This is a genomic window from Sphingobium quisquiliarum P25 (assembly GCF_000445065.1).
GTDB lineage: Bacteria > Pseudomonadota > Alphaproteobacteria > Sphingomonadales > Sphingomonadaceae > Sphingobium > Sphingobium quisquiliarum.
Genome location: NZ_ATHO01000157.1, coordinates 15,439 through 33,979, shown reverse-complemented (window position 1 = coordinate 33,979; position 18,541 = coordinate 15,439). Strand labels below are relative to the sequence as shown.

Annotated in this window: 15 protein-coding genes and 4 pseudogenes; 8 read left to right on the top strand and 11 right to left on the bottom strand. The window is 59.5% G+C overall.

Annotation, left to right across the window (positions count from 1 at the left end; genetic code table 11):
* The first annotated feature begins 73 nt into the window (after positions 1-73).
* Positions 74-855 (top strand): annotated as a pseudogene (locus tag L288_RS42715) (IS5 family transposase).
* On the opposite strand, the gene L288_RS39285 reads toward L288_RS42715, so the two are convergent.
* The gene (locus tag L288_RS39285; protein ID WP_041208687.1) at positions 852-1,730 is read right to left on the bottom strand and encodes a class I mannose-6-phosphate isomerase; all 879 of its coding nucleotides are present in this window, start codon (positions 1,728-1,730) and stop codon (positions 852-854) included. The pseudogene L288_RS42715 and the gene L288_RS39285 sit on opposite strands and share 4 nt — an antisense overlap.
* A 219-nt stretch (positions 1,731-1,949) precedes the next feature.
* Between L288_RS39285 and L288_RS39280 the strand changes: the two genes are divergently transcribed.
* Positions 1,950-3,032 carry a mannose-1-phosphate guanylyltransferase/mannose-6-phosphate isomerase gene (locus L288_RS39280; RefSeq protein WP_084466076.1) on the top strand — a complete coding sequence of 361 codons (1,083 nt, stop codon included), beginning with the start codon at positions 1,950-1,952 and terminating at the stop codon, positions 3,030-3,032.
* A gap of 46 nt (positions 3,033-3,078) precedes the next feature.
* Positions 3,079-4,572 carry a phosphomannomutase gene (locus L288_RS39275; RefSeq protein WP_021239656.1) on the top strand — a complete coding sequence of 498 codons (1,494 nt, stop codon included), beginning with the start codon at positions 3,079-3,081 and terminating at the stop codon, positions 4,570-4,572.
* A gap of 32 nt (positions 4,573-4,604) precedes the next feature.
* Here L288_RS39275 and L288_RS43245 read toward each other — a convergent pair whose 3' ends face one another.
* The 3 genes and pseudogenes from L288_RS43245 to L288_RS43990 form a co-directional block, all read right to left on the bottom strand.
* On the bottom strand, positions 4,605-4,850 hold the full coding sequence (locus L288_RS43245; protein ID WP_201766658.1) for a transposase: 246 nt from the start codon (positions 4,848-4,850) through the stop codon (positions 4,605-4,607).
* Positions 4,851-4,870: 20 nt separating this feature from the next.
* The gene (locus L288_RS43240) at positions 4,871-5,107 is read right to left on the bottom strand and encodes a transposase (protein WP_031304842.1); all 237 of its coding nucleotides are present in this window, start codon (positions 5,105-5,107) and stop codon (positions 4,871-4,873) included.
* Positions 5,108-5,243: 136 nt separating this feature from the next.
* Positions 5,244-5,773: pseudogene (locus tag L288_RS43990) on the bottom strand (IS5 family transposase); the annotation flags it as partial.
* A 413-nt stretch (positions 5,774-6,186) separates the two neighbouring features.
* Here L288_RS43990 and L288_RS43525 point away from each other — a divergent pair.
* The gene (locus L288_RS43525; protein WP_161625678.1) at positions 6,187-6,342 is read left to right on the top strand and encodes a hypothetical protein; all 156 of its coding nucleotides are present in this window, start codon (positions 6,187-6,189) and stop codon (positions 6,340-6,342) included.
* Positions 6,343-6,365: 23 nt separating this feature from the next.
* Here the strand turns inward: L288_RS43525 and L288_RS42705 are convergent.
* The 3 genes from L288_RS42705 to L288_RS39250 form a co-directional block, all read right to left on the bottom strand.
* Positions 6,366-7,141 (bottom strand): IS5 family transposase gene (locus L288_RS42705; RefSeq protein WP_236613067.1). Its coding sequence is split into 2 segments (ribosomal slippage): positions 6,366-6,818 and positions 6,821-7,141, totalling 774 coding nucleotides; the frame shifts between segments, so codons are not numbered across the junction.
* A gap of 424 nt (positions 7,142-7,565) precedes the next feature.
* Positions 7,566-8,804 carry a glycosyltransferase family 4 protein gene (locus L288_RS39255; protein ID WP_021239651.1) on the bottom strand — a complete coding sequence of 413 codons (1,239 nt, stop codon included), beginning with the start codon at positions 8,802-8,804 and terminating at the stop codon, positions 7,566-7,568.
* 48 nt (positions 8,805-8,852) lie between these two features.
* Positions 8,853-10,037: a polysaccharide biosynthesis/export family protein gene (locus L288_RS39250; RefSeq protein ID WP_031304841.1), complete on the bottom strand. Its 1,185-nt coding sequence runs from the start codon at positions 10,035-10,037 to the stop codon at positions 8,853-8,855.
* A 389-nt stretch (positions 10,038-10,426) separates the two neighbouring features.
* Between L288_RS39250 and L288_RS39245 the strand changes: the two genes are divergently transcribed.
* The 3 genes from L288_RS39245 to L288_RS39235 are packed head-to-tail and all read left to right on the top strand — an operon-like array spanning position 10,427 to position 12,988.
* Complete coding sequence (locus L288_RS39245; protein ID WP_031304840.1) at positions 10,427-11,527, top strand: WcbD; 1,101 nt, start codon at positions 10,427-10,429, stop codon at positions 11,525-11,527.
* A 7-nt stretch (positions 11,528-11,534) separates the two neighbouring features.
* Complete coding sequence (locus tag L288_RS39240) at positions 11,535-12,335, top strand: ABC transporter permease (RefSeq protein ID WP_021239648.1); 801 nt, start codon at positions 11,535-11,537, stop codon at positions 12,333-12,335.
* Positions 12,332-12,988, top strand: coding sequence for an ABC transporter ATP-binding protein (locus tag L288_RS39235; RefSeq protein ID WP_021239647.1), 657 nt, complete (start codon positions 12,332-12,334; stop codon positions 12,986-12,988). Before L288_RS39240 ends, L288_RS39235 begins: the two co-directional genes overlap by 4 nt.
* Before the next feature lie 51 nt (positions 12,989-13,039).
* Here the strand turns inward: L288_RS39235 and L288_RS39230 are convergent, their stop codons facing one another.
* Positions 13,040-13,933, bottom strand: coding sequence for a GDP-mannose 4,6-dehydratase (locus tag L288_RS39230; protein ID WP_021239646.1), 894 nt, complete (start codon positions 13,931-13,933; stop codon positions 13,040-13,042).
* A gap of 96 nt (positions 13,934-14,029) precedes the next feature.
* A complete protein-coding gene (gmd, locus tag L288_RS39225; RefSeq protein WP_021239645.1) occupies positions 14,030-15,064 on the bottom strand; it encodes a GDP-mannose 4,6-dehydratase in 1,035 nt (344 codons plus the stop codon).
* 291 nt (positions 15,065-15,355) lie between these two features.
* On the opposite strand from gmd, the pseudogene L288_RS0122185 reads away from it, so the two are divergent.
* Positions 15,356-15,499: pseudogene (locus L288_RS0122185) on the top strand (helix-turn-helix domain-containing protein); the annotation flags it as partial.
* Between the two features lie 552 nt (positions 15,500-16,051).
* Here L288_RS0122185 and L288_RS0122180 read toward each other — a convergent pair.
* Together L288_RS0122180 and L288_RS39220 are read right to left on the bottom strand one after the other, a co-directional pair.
* Positions 16,052-16,264, bottom strand: a pseudogene (locus L288_RS0122180) (transposase); the annotation flags it as partial.
* Between the two features lie 158 nt (positions 16,265-16,422).
* Complete coding sequence (locus tag L288_RS39220; protein ID WP_161625677.1) at positions 16,423-18,318, bottom strand: FkbM family methyltransferase; 1,896 nt, start codon at positions 18,316-18,318, stop codon at positions 16,423-16,425.
* Between the last annotated feature and the right edge of the window lie 223 nt (positions 18,319-18,541).

The following is an 18,541-nucleotide window of genomic DNA, read 5'->3' as shown; positions in this document are numbered from 1 at the left end:
CTAGGCCGTGTTGACAAAAGGGATTCCCAAGCGGCTCAGATTCTGATTCAAGGCTGCCCTTTGGGGAGCAGTCATGGGCCGTGGGGATCTGTCGGATGCGGAATGGGAGCTGATCGGCCCGCTGCTACCATCTGAGCGGGGGCGCTGGGCGCGGCCTGCTGGCGATAACCGGCGTTTTCTCAACGGCATGCTTCACGTGCTACGGGTAGGTTGTCCCTGGCGGGACATGCATGAGCGTTACGGCAAGTGGAATTCGGTCTATGTCCGGTTCCGGCGTTGGGCCGAGCAAGGCGTCTGGGATGCCCTGCTGCAAACGCTGGTCGATCTGGGCTTAACCGACGACTGGCAGCACATGATCGACAGCACCACGGTTCGCGGCCACGTCTCGGCAGTGGGCGGAAAAGGGGGGCTTGTGCGCAGGCTTTTGGTCGATCACGCGGCGGCTTTACGAGCAAGGTCCACGCCCGCTGTGACAATCAAGGACTGCCTATCGGGTTCATCCTGACCGGCGGCGAAGCCTCGGATTACGGGGCCGTCGATGACCTGATGGCCCTGCCACTCCCCAAGCCCAAGGCGCTACTCGCCGACAAAGGCTACGATGGTGACCGGCTTCGCGAAGACCTGCTCATGCGCGGCATTCTGCCGATCATCCCGCCCCGGTCGAACCGGAAAGCTCCAGTCCATCCAGACTATCGGCGCTACAGGGATCGCAACCGCATCGAGCGCATGTTCGGCAAACTGAAGCAGCAGCGCCGCATCGCCACCCGCTACGACAAGACCGCCCTGTCGTTCGAGAGCTTCCTCAACCTCGCCGCCGCCCGGCTATGGCTGAAGTCTTTTGTCAACGGGGGCTAGCCAGCAACCGCTCTTTGCAGCTCGGGCTGAAGGACATCAGGGATTTGCTGATCGATGCCGGATTGGGCCAATGCGGGCCGGGCGATCAAGGCGCTCATCTGTTTCGCGATTTCGAACCCAGCTTTTCCCTCTATCAGCCAGCATTCCCCTGGACGCCAAGCTTGGCCATCTATCGTCCCCAAGCCAGCCAGCGGGATGAACCACAGCATGTCGCCTTCGACTTCCTGGCGCGTTTGGGGCAGCCCTTGAACGAGGTCCAGGGTAAAGGGCGCCCCGGAGGCGACCAGCTGTTCTTCGGCGGTCAGGGGGATGACACGATCCGGCATTGCGTAAGGCTCCGCCACGCTGACCGACACGCCTTGGTCAAGATGCAATTCACGCGGACGCCCATAGTCATAGAGCCGATAGGTTACGTCATTATTCTGCTGGATTTCCACCAGCGTCACACCCCCGCCGATCGCATGCACCGTTCCTGCAGGGATATAGTAGAAGCTGCCGGGCCGGACGGGCTTCCATTCCATCAACGCCTCGATGCTGCCGTCGAGCGCCGCAGTGCGCAGTTCCTCAGCGGTCAGATCCTGGATGGTGCCGATGCCTAGCCTTGCCTCGGGAGCAGCATCCAGCACGTACCAGCATTCGGACTTGCCGCCGGCTAGTCCGAATTGCTGAGCTTGTTCATCATTGGGATGGACCTGGACGGATAGATTTTCGCTGGTGAAGATATATTTCACGAGAAGCGGCAAGGCAGCTTCATGGTCAGGAGAAAACCAGACTTCACCGATACGGCCGCCATCGCTCAATGCAATATGAGGCGGGATATCAGTCCGACCCCACGGCTTTTCAATAGCATGGGCGACAAGGCGGTGTGTCGGCATATTGCCCCTTTTAATTTGTTTTCCGCTAAGAACCTAAGCCTTGGCTGTTTTTTCAGGCCTAATTGTATGCATAACTATTCACAAAGAAGGAAAAAGTCCAACTTCTCTCGTCTCAAAAGCACTTGGCAAGCCAATCCATTCCGCGCATGGCGCAGCCGTGGGACCGGTTCACTTCTGTGTCGGCCAGTCTCTCAGCGCTATCTTCAGCCCGAGCGAGTTATGATCACCAGTATTCCAAAGATCGTCCCGGTTATTCTCTCCGGCGGCTCCGGCACACGGCTTTGGCCTGTTTCCACGCCCAAACGCCCCAAGCAATTGCTGCCGCTGACTGCGGACGACACCATGCTGCAGCTGACGGCAGATCGGATGAGTGGCTTTGGTGCCGCTTCGGTTGGGCGCACGATCCTGGTTTCCAACGCGGCGCATGCCGACATTATTGACGAACAGCTGCGCCAGAGCGGCGTCGATGACTATCAGGTCATATTGGAGCCGATTGGTCGTAACACCGCGCCCGCGATCGCCCTCGCTGCGCTGGAGGCGCAGCCGGAGGATACCCTGTTGGTCATGCCGAGCGATCATGTCATCGCCGACCTGCCCGCCTTCCACAAAGCCATCGCCCGGGCGCTACCGCTGGCCATGCAGGGGTGGCTCGCTACCTTCGGCATCACCCCCGATGGGCCGGAAACCGGATATGGGTATATCCAGATGGGACAGACATGCGGCGAGGCGGTCCATGAAGTCGTGCGCTTCGTGGAAAAGCCCGACCTTGCCAATGCGCAAAGGATGCTGGCGGGCGGTGACCATGCCTGGAACGCAGGCATTTTCCTGTTCCGGGCCGATACCTATCTGGCCGCGCTGGAACGACATCAGCCCGACATGCTAGCGGCGGTCCGCACATCGATGGCGGAAGCCAGGCGCGACGGGACGCATGTCTTTCCCGACGCCCAGGCCTTCCAAGCCTGCCCATCAGACTCAATCGACTATGCCGTCATGGAACGCGAAACCAAGGTTGCCTGCGTGCCCGTCAGCATGGGCTGGTCGGACGTCGGCAGCTGGGACTCCCTCCATGCGGTGAGCGCCCGCTGCGACAATGACAATGCCGTGCGCGGCGATGCACTGCTGCTGGGCGCGCGCAACTGCCTGGTCCATAGCGACGGCCCGCGCGTCACGCTGGTCGATGTCGACGACCTGATCGTGGTGGTGTCGCAGGGCGAGGTCATGATCCTGAAGCGCGGAGAATCCCAGAAGGTGCGAAAGGTGACCGAGGCTTTAAAGGCCAAGGCCGCTTCGGACGTAAACTGATTCCCTTTGGAACGGCCACGCCAAGGCGCAGGCACGAGAAAAACTTATGACCCAATCCGTTTCTATCGCCGATCTGATGAGCCAGTCCGGGGTCGCCTTCGGCACCAGCGGCGCGCGCGGGTTGGTCAGCGCGATGACCGATCGGGTCTGCTTCGCCTATAGCTGCGCCTTCCTCCAGCATCTTGCCGACATCGGCCAGTTTGAACCCGGACGGCATGTCGCGATCGCAGGCGACCTGCGGCCGTCCAGCCCACGCATCATGGCAGCCTGTGCAGCGGCGATCCGCCATATGGGGGGAGAAGTCGACAATTGCGGTTTCGTGCCATCGCCGGCAGTGGCGGCCTATGGCTTCGCACAGGGCATCCCATCGCTGATGGTGACCGGCAGCCACATTCCAGACGACCGCAACGGCATCAAGTTCAACCGCACCGATGGCGAGGTACTGAAGCCCGACGAACTGGCGATCCGCGCGCAGAGTGTCGCCCTGCCTGATCTCTTCGATGACGAGGGAATGTTGAGGGAGTCGCAGCCGATCGCGCCGCTGATCGACGTCGCCACCCCTTATATCGCGCGCTATGTCGATGCATTTGGAAATCAGGCGCTCTCTGGCTTGAAGCTGGGCGTTTATGAGCATTCCGCAGTGGGCCGCGACATATTACTGACTCTGGTGAAGGCGCTGGGCGGGGAAGCTGTGTCGCTGGGCCGGTCTGAGACATTCATTCCCGTTGATACCGAAGCTGTTCGCCCGGAAGACCAGGCGCTGGCGCAGCAATGGGCCGCAGAGCTGGGATTGGACGCGATCCTGTCCACCGACGGGGATTCGGATCGCCCGCTGCTGGCCGATGAAAAGGGCGAGTGGATACGCGGCGATGTGGTCGGCATCTTGTGTGCCCGAGCGTTGGGTATCAAGGCGGTGGCGACGCCGGTCAGCTGCAACAGCGCGGTCGAACTGTCCGGCCTGTTCGGCGCCGTGCGCCGCACCCGGATCGGATCGCCTTTCGTGATCGAGGCGATGAATGCGTTGGTAGAAGAGGGACAGGGTACGGTGTGCGGTTATGAGGCCAATGGCGGCTTCCTGCTGGCAACCCCGATCCCTGTCGAAGGGTGTGGCCTTGCCGCGCTGCCTACCCGCGACGCGGTGCTGCCGATACTCGCCACGCTTGTGGATGCGCGGCGGCAGGGCGTCACGCTTTCCGCGCTGCTGGCCCAGTTGCCAGGACGATATACTTTCAGCGAACGGCTGCAAAATTACCCGAGCGCCCAAAGCCAGGCATTGATCACCCACTTGGAGCATGGCAGCGAGGCGGAAATCCTGGCGCGACTGACCCAGATGTTCGGTGCGCTTGTGGGAGAGGCCGGCGCTGTCGACCGTACCGACGGCCTGCGCATCCGCTTTACAGGCGGGGACATTATCCACCTCAGACCCAGCGGCAATGCGCCCGAACTGCGTTGCTATACGGAAAGTGACAGTGCCGAACGTGCGGCGCAGCTAAATGAAGAAAGCCTGCGCTTGATCAGGCAGCAAAAAGCGGACACTTGATCCTTGCTTCCTAGTCTAAGGCCTGTGGGGATTCATTGTGAGTTGATGACGGCGGCGGCGAGGTAGATCATGGCCTCGAAGCTCTGATCGGTTTTGCAGGCGCGCATGGCGATGCGCTTGAACTCTTTGAGTTTGCAGAAGAAGTTTTCGATCAGATGCCGCCATTTGTACATCTCGACGTCGAGCGGGATGGGCTTGGCGCGACGAGGGTGCTGCGAGATGACGATCTTCGCGCCGCGTTCGTTGAGATCAGCAACCGATCGCCGAAGCCGCCTGATCTGCGGCCTTCAGCCAACGCTTACAGTTGATCGCTGATCTGCACCTCCGCAAAGGCAGGCTTGATCGACTTGCGCTCACCGGACATCGCCTGTCGCCGCCATGTGTAGATCGAGCCGCTGCCGATGTCATGGCGTTCACAGGCCGCGCGCACGCAGCCCTCCGGGCCAAATGCATCCCGCAGCACGGCCAGCTTCTGCTCTACCGTCCACCGCCGCCGGCCTGACACCCGGCTAACGATCTCTATCCGACTACTCATACGACCGCTCGTATCAGTAGTCGCTGCGCTGCTCGCTGAATCTTCAATCTCGTCCGACACCGGCCACCCCGCTTAAAGAGCGGCAATCATCCCGGCTAATGGGCGCTGCGCAAGGCGGCCCTCAGACCCCGCTTACGTTGCTGTCGAAAGCCTTGCCAGCGAGCAGAGCGCCGAACTCGATGCCATCAATGAGTCAATGAGCGGGGCAACGCCAACCATATCGAAGCGGTGCCCAGGCATCAGGCGGAAGCGGACAAGGTTCCCCAGCGCATCGGTCAGGGCCAGAATCTTGGTCGTCATACCGCCTTTGTAGCGACCAATGGCCTGGCTCTGAGTCCCCCTTTTGCGCCCTGACCGTGCCGGTGAACCTTGACGATGGTGGCGTCGATCATGGCGTATTCCATGTCAGGTTCATCCGACAAAGCATCGAAAATCCGCTTGAAAACGTCGGCTTTGCGCCAGTCGCTGAACCGCCGGAAAGCCGTGCTCCAGTTACCGAACATGGCAGGCAGATCACGCCATGGACTGCCCGTGCGAGCAATCCACAGCACCGCCTCCGTGAACAGCCGATTGTTGCCTCCGCTGCGTCCGGGGGTCCGTGGGCTTGCCCAAGCAGTGCGGTTCCATCTTCGCCCATTGGGCGTCGGTCAGTACGAAGCGCTCCATCCAGAGTGTGAATCACATCCCCAGCAAAATGGGAACCCTGAATCCCCACAGGCCCTAATTCGTCAGGCGACAACGGCCCGAGACGATCAGCTATCTGCGTCGGCATAGCTTCCCCAAGATACAGCGAGCCATCAAGGGCATGCGGTCGGTCGAGGGAGGTGTATCATTCCCCCAGTCGTTTGACATCATCGTGCATCCGCGCTGCATTCACCTGGTCTATGAACTGAGCCCTACAGCTACGAGGTGGATGATCTGACTGGCGCTGTGCCGACGAAGCTGGCGGATAAAGATACCCCTTAATAGACGCTCTGCGCTACGCCCGTGAGGGAGTAAGACGTCCAACAGTGGCAAAGCCTGCCACTACGACCACAGCCGCGCCCGTCAAGCGAACCGCGTTCACCAGGAGGGGGGGTATGATCATCGAAGTCTCTCATGACGGATATAAAGCCGTAATCACGCTACCGAACGGAACGAGCGCGGGGGTTGCGCAATTGTTGGCACAACAAGTCCGCTCTCTTCTCGAATGCGCTGGCAAGGTGATCCTTCCCCCTGGCTATGAGGCGCTTTGATGCTTTGCCACTGCTGAAAAGCATTATGCCACCGACTCATTATGCCGCAACCAAATCCTGATTGAGGCGAGTTGGACGGAGGCGAGGAAATTGTCGTCTCGCTTGTCGTATCGGGTGGCGATGGCTCGGAAATGCTTGAGTTTGTTGAAGAAGCGTTCGACGAGATTGCGGTAGCGATAGAGGAACGGGCTGAAGGCCGGGATGCGTTTTCGGTTTGGCATTGGCTTGACGCAGGCCCATGCACCGCGCGCCGCCAAGGCATTGCGCATGGCGTCGCTATCGTAGGCACGGTCGGCCAGCAGGACGCAGCCTTCGCCAAGACCATCTAGCATATCGTCGGCCGATCGTCCGTCATGGGCCTGTCCTTCGGTCAGCTTTAGCCCGATGGGGAGGCCAAGCGCATCGACCAGTGCATGGATTTTGGTGGTCAGGCCGCCGCGCGAGCGACCCATGCAACGGGATCGGCCATCTTTTTTTGGGCGTTGGCAGCGTGCTGGTGGACACGGATCGACGAGGAGTCGATCATCTGGATATCCCCTTCGTAAGCTGCTGACACCGCTTGCAATATGCGCGCCCAATGACCTGCCTTGCGCCAGCGGTTGAAGCGGTTCACGCAAGTCGTGTGCGGACCATAGCGTGCCGGGATATCCGCCCAGGGCGCACCCGTGCGTAACCGCCAGAATATCCCGTTCAGTACCCGCCAATCATCGGCCCGCGCCACTCCGCGAACCTTGGTCGGAAGCAGCGGCTCGATCACCGACCACTCGAAATCCGTCAGATCAAAACGCGCCATTGTCAGTCTCCCTTCATCGAGAAACTGAATCAGAAATCACGCACGTTGGAAATCCCGTTTATGGGTATGTGACCTAGACTAATCGCCCTCCCCTCAGTTCCATGCCAACGCTCGGGCCATGGAACACTATATCGGGCTCGATCAGGAAAGGGCCCAAGAAAACAGCGGGCGTCTGAAGGTACATGCGCGCGCTCTGAAGCGTTTCGATGCTTTTGCCCTGCCTCAGATGGGATGCGGGCCGAGGGGCGCAATCTCTAAGTCGATTACAAGGCTCCGCTTAATGTTCATAGACGCCAGCTTTAGGTCTGAGAGCGCCCTGGTAACCGAACGCATCGACATGGCGCGCGATATAGGGCGGACGTCGATCAACGGTGCGGGCTGCGCCTTCTTCAACATCCCCTGTTCATTGAACAGATCAGGCAGGAGACGCTCAGGCGAACGCTGATAGCAGCACCTGAGCAGATAATTCCCAGCTCGCACTTGGCCGGAGTATTTGAATTTTCTTCTCTTGTGCATGGTCAACCCATTGCCGGACGCAGGCGCCTATTTGCGCCGGGGATGCATCTGCCGGGAAATAGCGAACGCCAAGCCTCTCATGAATGCGGAAGATCGGCAGGTCGCGCGCCAGGACCGGCTTGTCATGCCCCAGCGCCTCGATCAGGGGCAGTCCGAAGCCTTCGGCATGGGAGGCGATGATGACGCCTTGGCAGGCCTGGTAGATGCACTCCAGTTCCAGATCGTCGACATCATCGAACCACAGCAATTTGCCGCCATGTTCGGGATGGGTGCGGATGGCGTCGCGCAGTCCTTCCACCCCCCACCCCATTCGGCCCACCAGCACCAGGCGGTCGTCAGCTCCCTGACGCCAGAGCTCGCTGAAGGCGGCCAGAATGTCGGCATGCCCCTTGCGCGGTTCCAGCGTCCCCACCATCAGTGAGAAGGGCAAACTGGTGTCGAACCGCACGGGACTGTCGGCCACCGCCACTGGATCCAGCAGAGATTCGCGGATGTCATGTCCCATTGGCACCACACTGGTACGATAACCTCCGCTGAGGCCGTACCGCGCGGCCATCACCCGCCGCAGGTCTTCCTCCGTCTGGCCGGATATACACAGAAACCCTTCGGCAAGGCTGGCAATGGCATCAAGCCATGCCTTGTAGCGCAGGACATTGTTGGGCGAGAACCATTTGGGCCGTTCGACCGGCAGCAGGTCGCACACAAGGAACCAGAGACGCCCGCCGTCGCGCTGGAACCGGGTCAGTTGGCGGCGATAACGGCGGACGGTGTCGAGGGAGAAATCAAGCCCGAGGAACAGGTCGCCGGGCCTTGCCGTCATGTCCTCCGGCCCGACCAGCTTGCTGGCATCGGGCCAGGCAATGACATGATAGGGGCGACGGCGATCGGCCGCGACAAAGCGGACGTCCCAGTCCGCCGGGTTTTCGTCGATCAGCGCAAGCGCAAGCGCGCGCACCACCCGCTGGATGCCCGTTCCCGCATCATGCCGGCTGATGACGGCCAAATCGACGAACAGCCGCCTTCGCTGTCCCATGAGCTGCGGCGGCGAGGAGGACAGCCGGGACCGCTGCCACCGGGCGCGCAGCTTGCGGATCGGACCGGATGTCGCCGCCTGTTCGATCCGGCAGGGCATCAGGTCCCAGAAAGGCTTCACGACTATCCTACTCCAATGTGCGGGCTAGGCAGTTATCTGCCCAAGTCCTTACCTGAACGCCGTCGCGGTCGTCGCAGCGGGCAGGAAGGTGGAGTAGATCACGTTCACGAATTTCTGGATGTCCGCCAAGGGCGCGTTGGAAACGTAAAGAACGTCCCTATTCCGGATCGGAAAGCTTTGCGCGATGAAGAAGCTGGAAGGATCCTTCATGTTGATGCGGTAGATGACCGGCACCTTGCCCTCCGGGGTGAGCCGGGCGCCCTCGCGGGTTGCAGGGTCGAGCGCAGCAGGATCTTCAAAGCGGAAGATGAACACGCCCTTCACATCGGCACGCGAATCCTGGAGTCCTGAAATGCGGCCCAGCGCCTGCGCCAGCGTCAGGCCGGTCGCTTCGAAGGGCAGTTCGTCATTCTTGCCGATCGCGCCCAGGGCTGTGAAGCTGTAGGGCTGATACAGCAGGGTCATGACATCGTCGGGTTCAAGCCGGACATTCTGCCGGGGATCGCGGATCACCGTGTCCAGCGGCAGCGCGGTGGTCTTCATGCCCCGGGTAATCTGGACCGTCATCTTGCCGACCGGCTGCCGCACGCCGCCCGCGGTCGCCAGAATGTCGAGGACGCGTTCGCCGCGCGACGTGAGCGGCACGCGGGCACTATTGGCGACCTCGCCCACCACGGTGACATTGGCAGCTGCGTTGCGCGACAGGCGCACGATCGCCTGAGGCTGATGCGCCATGCCGGCGAGGCGTGAGGTGATGGTCCTGGCGATGTCCTGCGGGGTGCGCCCCGCCGCCTGGACCCGACCGATGAACGGAATGGCGATCATCCCATCGCTGTCGACCATCTGTTCGGGCAGGGACGAACCGCGCGCGAGGGAACCTGAACTGGTCGACCCAAGCCGAAGATCGCTGCCCGAACTGCCAAACAGCGTCGCGGGCGGCGCTTCCCAGATCGCGATGTCGAGCACGTCGCCCTGGCCTATGACCGAGCCGATCGGCCTGCCTTCGCCCAGATCCTCGGCAAAGGAAGCGTGGTGGGCATTGGCAAGCAGGTGGCGCGTGATCGCGTCGGTGACGTCCACGAGCTTGATCTGGGCTTCATCGACCGTCTGATCGCGCTCGGCTCTGATACCCCGAGCGGACGGTCCGGACGCCGACATGATGGCACAACCCGAAAGCGCCATGGTAAGGCATGCCGCCCCCGCCATACGGACTGACATCTTTTTCTTGGTCATCGAGGTCCTGCCAGATCCAACTATTACAGACACGCGGCACAATCATGGGCGAAGGGCGCCGACCTATGGCTGAACCACGCAGAGGGATCAAGGACGCAGATAAACGCTTCGCTCCTGAGAAGAGTTTTAGACAAAGCGGCGCCACTTTCTCCGAAACCTGGATGATCGCGTCGTGTGTGGGACGCAGACCACATTTGCGCAGAACAAAATCGAGACTTTTCGTGCAGCCCGCTGGACGATGAGGAAGGAGCCCGCTAGGGCCGGGCGCTGCCCGTATCGCAAGCGGATGCTGGCTTGTATCAGGATTGATTAGCTTTATGCATACCGCTCATGCTGAAACGGAACCGGGCGTTGTGCATCCGCAGGAAGATCAGAAAAGCGTGCCATATATGATCGCAGACAAATTGAAGAAGGTCGGCCCGCTTTTCCTGTTCACGGTCATCATTCCGACCCTGCTGGCAATCATCTATTACGGCTTCATCGCGTCGGACGTCTATATTTCCGAATCCCGCTTCACCGTGCGAAGCCCCGAAAAATCGACGCCGTCAGGGCTTGGCGCGCTGTTCAAGAGCTCCGGCTTCGCCAATGCGGGCGACGAGGTTTATGCAGCCCAGGATTATGTCCTGTCGCGCGACGCGCTGGCGGCGCTCAACCGGAAAAATGCCTTTCTGCGGGCCTATTCGGCGCCTTCCATATCGGTCTTCGACCGCTTCCCTGGCTTGGGCGGAGCGGACACGTTCGAGGATTTGTACAAATATTACAAGAAGAAGGTCGACGTAAAATACGAAACCTCTTCTTCCATCGTCACCCTGACGATGCGGGCCTACACCCCGCAGGATGCCCGGCGGTTCAACGAGCAGCTGCTCGAAATGGCCGAGGCCACCGTCAACAAGCTCAATGAACGCGGACGCCAGGACCTGATCCGCTTTGCCCAGAGAGAGGTCGACGAGGCTAGGGCCTTTTCGCAAAAGTCGGCAGTGGCGCTTTCCTCCTATCGCAATGCCGTCGGGATCGTGGACCCGGAAAAGCAGGCGACCGTCCAGATCCAGATGATTTCCAAGCTTCAGGACGAGCTGATCGCGACCCGCACCCAATTGACGGAAACGCGCACGGTTTCGCCCCAGAACCCCCAGATAGAGGTTCTGGCCGCGCGGGCGCAAAGCCTGAACGACGAGATCAACAAGCAGCTCGGCCTGGTCGCCGGCAGCAGCAAATCGCTGTCCTCGCGCGCGGCTCAGTATCAGCGGGTTCTTCTGGACAACCAGTTCGCCGAGAAGCAGCTGGCCGGCGCCATGGCCGCGCTGAATGACGCGCGGAACGAAGCCAACCGCAAGCAGGCCTATGTCGAGCGCATCGTCCAACCCAATATGCCCGACGAACCCCTGGAACCGCGGCGCTTACGCGGGATTTTGTCGACACTGATCCTGGGCCTTGCTGCATGGGGCATCATCAGCATGCTGGTCGCGGGCATGCTGGAACACCGGGACTGACGACGGCGTGACGACCCTTTCGCAACTGGCCACCTTGCGCCGCAGCGCGGCGATCCAGGGGCGAGTCATCTATGCGCTGCTCATGCGCGAAATTCTGACTCGCTATGGGCGCCACAATATCGGTTTCCTGTGGCTGTTCGTTGAGCCGATGCTGTTCACAACCGGGGTCACGATCCTTTGGACGCTGTCGAAATCGGTTCATGGCTCATCGCTGCCGATCGTTGCGTTCGCACTGACGGGCTACTCAAGCGTTCTATTGTGGCGCAATATGCCGTCGCGGTGCATCGGCGCGATAGAGCCCAATCTGGCGCTCATGTATCATCGCAATGTCAAGGCGATCGATGTTTTCCTGGCCCGGCTTATTCTGGAAGCTGGCGGGGCGACGATTTCGTTCGTCACCCTCAGCCTGTTCTACATCTATATCGGTTGGCTGGAGCCGCCCGAAGATGTTCTAACGGTAGTGGGGGGCTGGCTTCTTCTTGCATGGTTCGGCGGAAGCCTGGCCATGCTGCTGGGAGCTCTGGCGGAAAAAAGCGAGTTGGTCGAACGCTTATGGCATCCGGCCTCCTATATCACCTTTCCGCTTTCAGGGGCGGCCTTCATGGTTTCGGCCCTGCCCAATTCGGTGCAGAAATATGCACTCTATATTCCCATGGTAAATGGCGTTGAGATCGTACGCGAAGGGTATTTCGGCAACAAGATCCACGCATATTACGACCTGCCCTACCTGGTGGGATGCTGCATCGCCCTTACCCTTTTGGCGTTGGCACAAGTCGCCGTCGTCAATCGAGAGATTACACCCGAATGATTATCGCCGATCATGTTCATAAGGTTTATCCGACGCGCCAGGGCGATCGCGTCGTTCTGAATGACATTTCCTTTGCCATCGATCGCGGCGAAAAACTCGGCATTCTTGGGCGCAACGGCGCCGGCAAATCCACATTGATCAGGCTTGTCAGCGGCGCCGAGCAACCTACGACAGGTACGATCACCCGGACTATGTCGGTATCCTGGCCGCTCGCCTTTGGAGGAGCATTTCAAGGCGCGCTGACCGGTCTCGACAATGTGCGCTTCATCAGCCGCATCTATAACCAGGATTATGCCGAAAATATCGATTTCGTTCAGGACTTTACCGAACTCGGCCTCTATCTGCGCGAACCTGTCAAATCCTATTCCCAAGGGATGCGCGCCCGCCTGGCCTTTGCCATTTCCATGATTATCGAGTTCGACTGCTATCTGATCGACGAAGTCAGTGCCGTGGGCGATGCGAGATTTCATGAGAAATGCGCGATCGAACTTTTCCAGAAGCGCGCCGACCGCTCAATGCTGATCATCTCCCACGACACGGAATATGTGCGCGCGCATTGTTCGAGATTCGCAGTCCTGCATGAAGGCGACATGCAATTCTATCCGGATTTCGATCAGGCCTATGCCCAGCACATGGTCAATCTGCACAGCTAGGGACGTTTTCAGGCATGGCGGTCGCAAGAAATGCGACACGTAACCTGATCTTCAGTCCAGCATCCATGCCAGCGTATCATGCAAGGTATAAGCTGGCCGCTGGCCGGTCATCCGCTCGATCTTGGTCCGGTCGCCCCACAGCATCTTCACTTCATTCTCGCGGACAAAGGCAGGATTGACCTTTACTTCGAAATCATGGCCCGAGATGTCCTTAATCATCGAGATCATATCCCGCAGGGAATGAGCTTCGCCCGAGCAGATATTGAAAATCTGGCCAATGGCTTCGGGTTCGTCCAGCAAAGCTGAATAGGCAAGCACCACATCGCGCACGTCGGAAAAGTCCCGCGCCACGTCCAGATTGCCCAACTCGATCGTCGCGGCCTTGCGGCGGACATGATCGACGATCTTGGGGATCACGAAATTGGTGGCCTGTCCGACCCCAGTATAGTTGAAAGGCCGCGCGATGATGATCGGCAAGCGATCCTGATAAAGGCGAGCCACAAATTCCATTGCGAGCTTGCTGACGGCATAGTCGTTGATCGGCTCTGGTGCGACATTTTCATCGATCGCGCCGCTGACGCGATTGCCGTAGATATTGGCGCTGCTGGCCAGAAGCACCGCTTCGACGCCGCCGGCGGCGCTGACCGCCTCCAGCAGGTTGCGGGTACCCACGATGTTGGTGCGATATATATCCTCGACAACCCCATGAGACACGAACGCGATGGCGGCCAGATGTACAACCCTGTCGGGCCGTACCATGGCGAGAATGTCCCTTAGCGCCTGGGCATCGGTCAGGTCGCATATATGAGCGGCCGCGAGCCCCTCCACCGGAACCGTGATGGCGCTGTGCGAGATGCCGATGACTTCATGCCCCCGCTCCGCCAGCAATGCCGTCAGATGGCGACCTGTAAAGCCGTCCGCCCCGGTAACCAATATCTTGCTCATAGCCATCTCACCATAGCGGATGATGCGAGGTCCCGGCGGCGGCGCTGGCCACCGGGCATCACCTTCCCTGTCATCGCCTTACCCCCGTCAAGGAGATCAGAAGGATGCATTTACACTGTTTCGGACGATGTCGGCATCCACCATCATCTTGCAAAGCTGTTCCAGTGTGGTTTCCGGCTTCCAGCCCAGCTTCTTGGTCGCCTTTTCCGGGTTGCCGATAAGGAGATCGACCTCAGCCGGACGATAAAAGCGCGGATTGACCCGCATCACCGTCTTGCCGGTGGCGGTGTCGATCGCGATTTCATTCTCTTCCTTGCCGGAAAATTCGACATCGATCTCAGCCGCCTTGAAAGCCATCTTCACGAAATCGCGCACGGTTTCGGTGCGGTTGGTCGCCAGAACATAGGTGTCGGGTTCATCGGCCTGGAGCATCCGCCACATGCCTTCGACATATTCCTTGGCAAAACCCCAGTCGCGTTTCGGATCGAGATTGCCCAGTTCAAGGCAATCGAGCTTGCCCAGCTTTATCTTGGCAACGCTGTCGGTGATCTTGCGGGTCACGAACTCACGGCCGCGCAGCGGGCTTTCATGGTTGAACAAAATGCCGCTGCAGCCGAAAATGTCGTAGCTTTCGCGATAATTGACCGTGATCCAATGCGCGTACAGCTTGGCAACGCCATAGGGGCTGCGCGGATAAAAAGGCGTGTCCTCCACCTGGGGAACCGCCTGGACCTTGCCGAACATCTCAGAGGTACTGGCCTGGTAGAAGCGGATCTTGGGATCGACGATGCGGATCGCTTCCAGGAGGTTGAGCGGACCTATGCCGGTGATCTCTGCGGTGGTTGCGGGCTGATCAAAGGAGACGCCAACGAAGCTTTGCGCGGCAAGGTTATAGACTTCGGTGGCGCCCGTCGTTTGCAGCAGGCGGATGCTGGACGACAGGTCGGTCAGATCATATTCGACCAGCGTCAGATTGGGGTGATTGGCAATGCCAACCTCCTCGATCCGCCAGAAGTTCACCGAGCTTGTGCGACGGTATGTTCCATATACCTTATAGCCTTTTTGTAACAGGAGTTCGGCAAGATAAGCTCCGTCCTGTCCAGATATACCGGTCACTACCGCCGTCTTCATATATTTCCTCTTTGCAAATAACTCTGATCACGCAACGTCATACATTCGTCTGCATGCGGTGCGCGCCGCAACGCAGGGCAATGGTTCTCCTATAGGGATTTTTGGCGCGCACCATGGCGTCGTGGGCTTGCGCCGTCAATCGGCCTGAGCACTCGAGTACGCCAATGCTATATTGCCATTAGGCTGTAGTGACGATTTAGAGCGGTTTTCAACCGCTTTGAATCGAAAGGGAATTACTTTTGGGCCGGATTTCTGATTCATACTTCCTGTTGGTGAAGGAGGCTAGCGTGGATGGGTCACCCGCTCTCGATGGATTTGCGCACGCGGCTTCTGCCCGCGATTGACGAAGGGTTGAGTTGGCGCGCGGCAGCAGCGCGGTTTGGCGTTGCCCCATCGACGGCGATCCGTTGGGAAACGCCGCGACGAGAGACGGGCATCGGCAAGCTCGTCGACATCCTCCAGCCCATGGAATGTGTTAACTATTTCAGTTCATGCGGCTATGATCAGATTGATCGAAAAGCGCTTATCTTATGACATTGCGGTCCGTTTGGGTCATGCTGGATTGCCCGGGCCGGGGTGGCCACCCCGGCCCGGGCGAAGGGGACGGATCGTGAAAACGCCGGTCGTTGTGGGACCGGGCTAGAGTAGGATCGCCCCTTTCTCTTCCATCAGGCCCGAACGGATACCGGGGTCTTGGACCCGGATGACAAGCATGGGATAGCGGAAAAGATGAGCGACAATCTACCACAGACGATCGGCATCGACATCTCCAAAGCGAGCCTCGACTGCCATGTCCACCCTGCCGGCGCCGAGCGCCAGTTCGCCAACACCGCCAAGGGCCACAAGGCGCTGATCGCCTGGCTGCGACAATGGCCGGTCGAGCGGATCGCCTATGAGGCAACCGCAACCTACCATCGAGCGCTGGAGGCGGCTCTGGCCGACTGGCCCTGCGTTAAGCTCAACCCAGAGCGCGCCCGGCGCTTCGCCCGCGAGCAACCGTTTGAGCTTGGCGTTCTCCTCCTCCAGCGCCCGCAGTCGCTTTGCGTCCGACACCTCCAAACCGCCATACTTGGCCTTCCACGCATAATAGGTCGCGCTCGACATGCCGTGCTTGCGGCATAAATCCGTCACCACCGCACCCGCCTCGGCTTCCTTCAAAATGCCGATAATCTGCTCTTCCGAAAACTGCTTCCGCTTCATTCTGTCCGTCCCTTCGTTGGGTCGGACTCTAGCGCCAACTGGAGGAAAAATCGGGGGTCACGTCATCACGGATACTCTAGCAAGACAAAACCCGAAACGGTGAGCGAGGTCATCCGACACAGCGCTCGGTGGGACCGCCTCTGCTCAGCCCTCATCCGCTAGGCGGGTTCGAACATCAGGTCGAGGTGGGTGATCCGGCTCTCCATCGCTTGCTGATAATGCGCCATCACGGCCTCGACTGATCCGCCCACACTTTCAGGCTCGGCGGTTCGGTGAAGCACCTTGGCCGAATAGCCCAGGCTGAAAATGAAGCGCAGGAATTCAGAGGGATCGCCGCATTGCGCGGCTTCGATATAGGCCGGCGAAAATTCGCAGATGATAACGGGCCGATGCTTCCGTATGACCTTCTCAGCTCCGCGAAGAGCCTTGGGCTCATGGCCTTCGATATCGATCTTGATCAGGTCCAAACGCTCGGCATCCGAGAAAAGCTGATCCAGGGTAATCGACGGTACGTTCACAAACCGAGGATCGCGCAGCACGTCCTCATCACCGCCACGCACCGCGCCGTTTGACGTGTTCGCGCCGCAGAACATGGTCATGAAGCCAGGCTGGTCGGATGCACCGATCGGGATAATGCGAACGTTGGACACGCCGTTTCGGCGGACATTTTCCTGAAGGAACTTCGAATTGTCGGGGAATGCCTCGATCGCATAGACGATGCCCTCCGGCGCGTGCTTTCCGGCCAGAAGGGACAGTGATCCCACGTTTGCGCCGATATCGACCATCACGGAATCGGGCGTGAGTTTTGCGAGCAAGGCGTTCGTTACCCAAGGCTCGTGCTCTCCGAACCGACGTATCTCCTCCTGCACCGGATCGCCTGCCTTCACGACCAGCGTCATATCGTGGTAGCTGAGTTCTTCGGTTTCGAACGCGCGAGCGGCGGCCGGTTCCACACTACCCTTCGCCTCTCTGGCCGACAGAAAGCCCCGCACAACATCAGCGGGCGCCATGCCCTTCTTAAGGTTAGCGATCCATCCGGCCCGACCAGCGGGGTCAGCCTGGCGGCCTAACACCCCCTCATATAGAGCGCCGACGAAGGCATGAGTTTTCATCATGTCGCCTTCCCAAAGGTTCACTTGGGTTCCCGAGAGGCGCGCGCGGTGCCACAGCTCGATGGCCTCCTGCTCGCTCAGCAGCTTCCCTGCACGCTGGGCCGCGATGAGCCCTTTGGTCAGCTCGTAGGCCGCGCCTCCGTCGTCCTTGGTCGGCTCGATCTGCGTGGCCTCGATATACTCGTTCCAACCATAGATGATGACGTGCTGCGCGCCGCCTTCAATCGCGGAGGTGAACTGATTGTGCAGCAGCTTTCCATCCGAGCGCGGGACAATGGGCACCTTAGTTTCTCGTCCATACAGCCTGTCGTTATAGCCAGGTATGATGCTCGAAAATCGTTTGATTACAGCAACTTCTGGCTGCGGCTGCCAGAAGTGGACGTATCCTGCATGCGCGAGGCTAGCGCCATGCTCCTCCCAGCTTTCTTGGGGGTAGTAGACCTGATGGACGTATTCAAAGCCTTCGTTGTCAAGCATGTCATTGAGCCGCTCCAGATATTCACCGCCTGGGGGTGAAAATGTGAGAAGCATCTGCTTGCCTTTTGGCCCAAGCGTTACACCATTAAACATTCCGCGCTCACGGAAATATGCCAATGTGCGCTTTACTGCATCGGGGCTTAGCTTTGAGCGGTCCTCATCGGTGGCGGCCACATCGATGAGAAAAGTGTACCCTAGGCCATTCTGTACAAGCTTGGGGATTATCCTTTCCGCCGTGTCTATTACATGAGGGTGGCGGAAACTCCCATCTCGCCTCATCGCGGGAACATGAAGAATCAGATAGTCGATACCTAGCTGCGAGACTTGCTCCACATGCCTCTTGAGCACGCTTTCCTGAGTGCTGTTGTAAACTCCCCCGAGTGGGATGGACGCATCGGGCTTCTCATCCCAGTAGCGCTCATGCAGCCACATGAAATAGTGAAGTCCGAATTTAACGTCGGTCATGTATCCCCCTGTCGTCGTCCTGATCGGACGCCGGTAGTCGCCCATAAGTTCCGCTGGGGCAAGCGGGGCGGTTTCCACACGAACTGAATCGAAAGGGCTTCTCTTTGCGGCTTCGTTGTGATTCAGGCTTCCTTCTGGTGGCAGGTCCCCTTCGCGCGCCACCGTGGCGCCACTCAGCATCATACGATGCCCAACGAAGGGAAGCATCTACCGCATCAGTTCA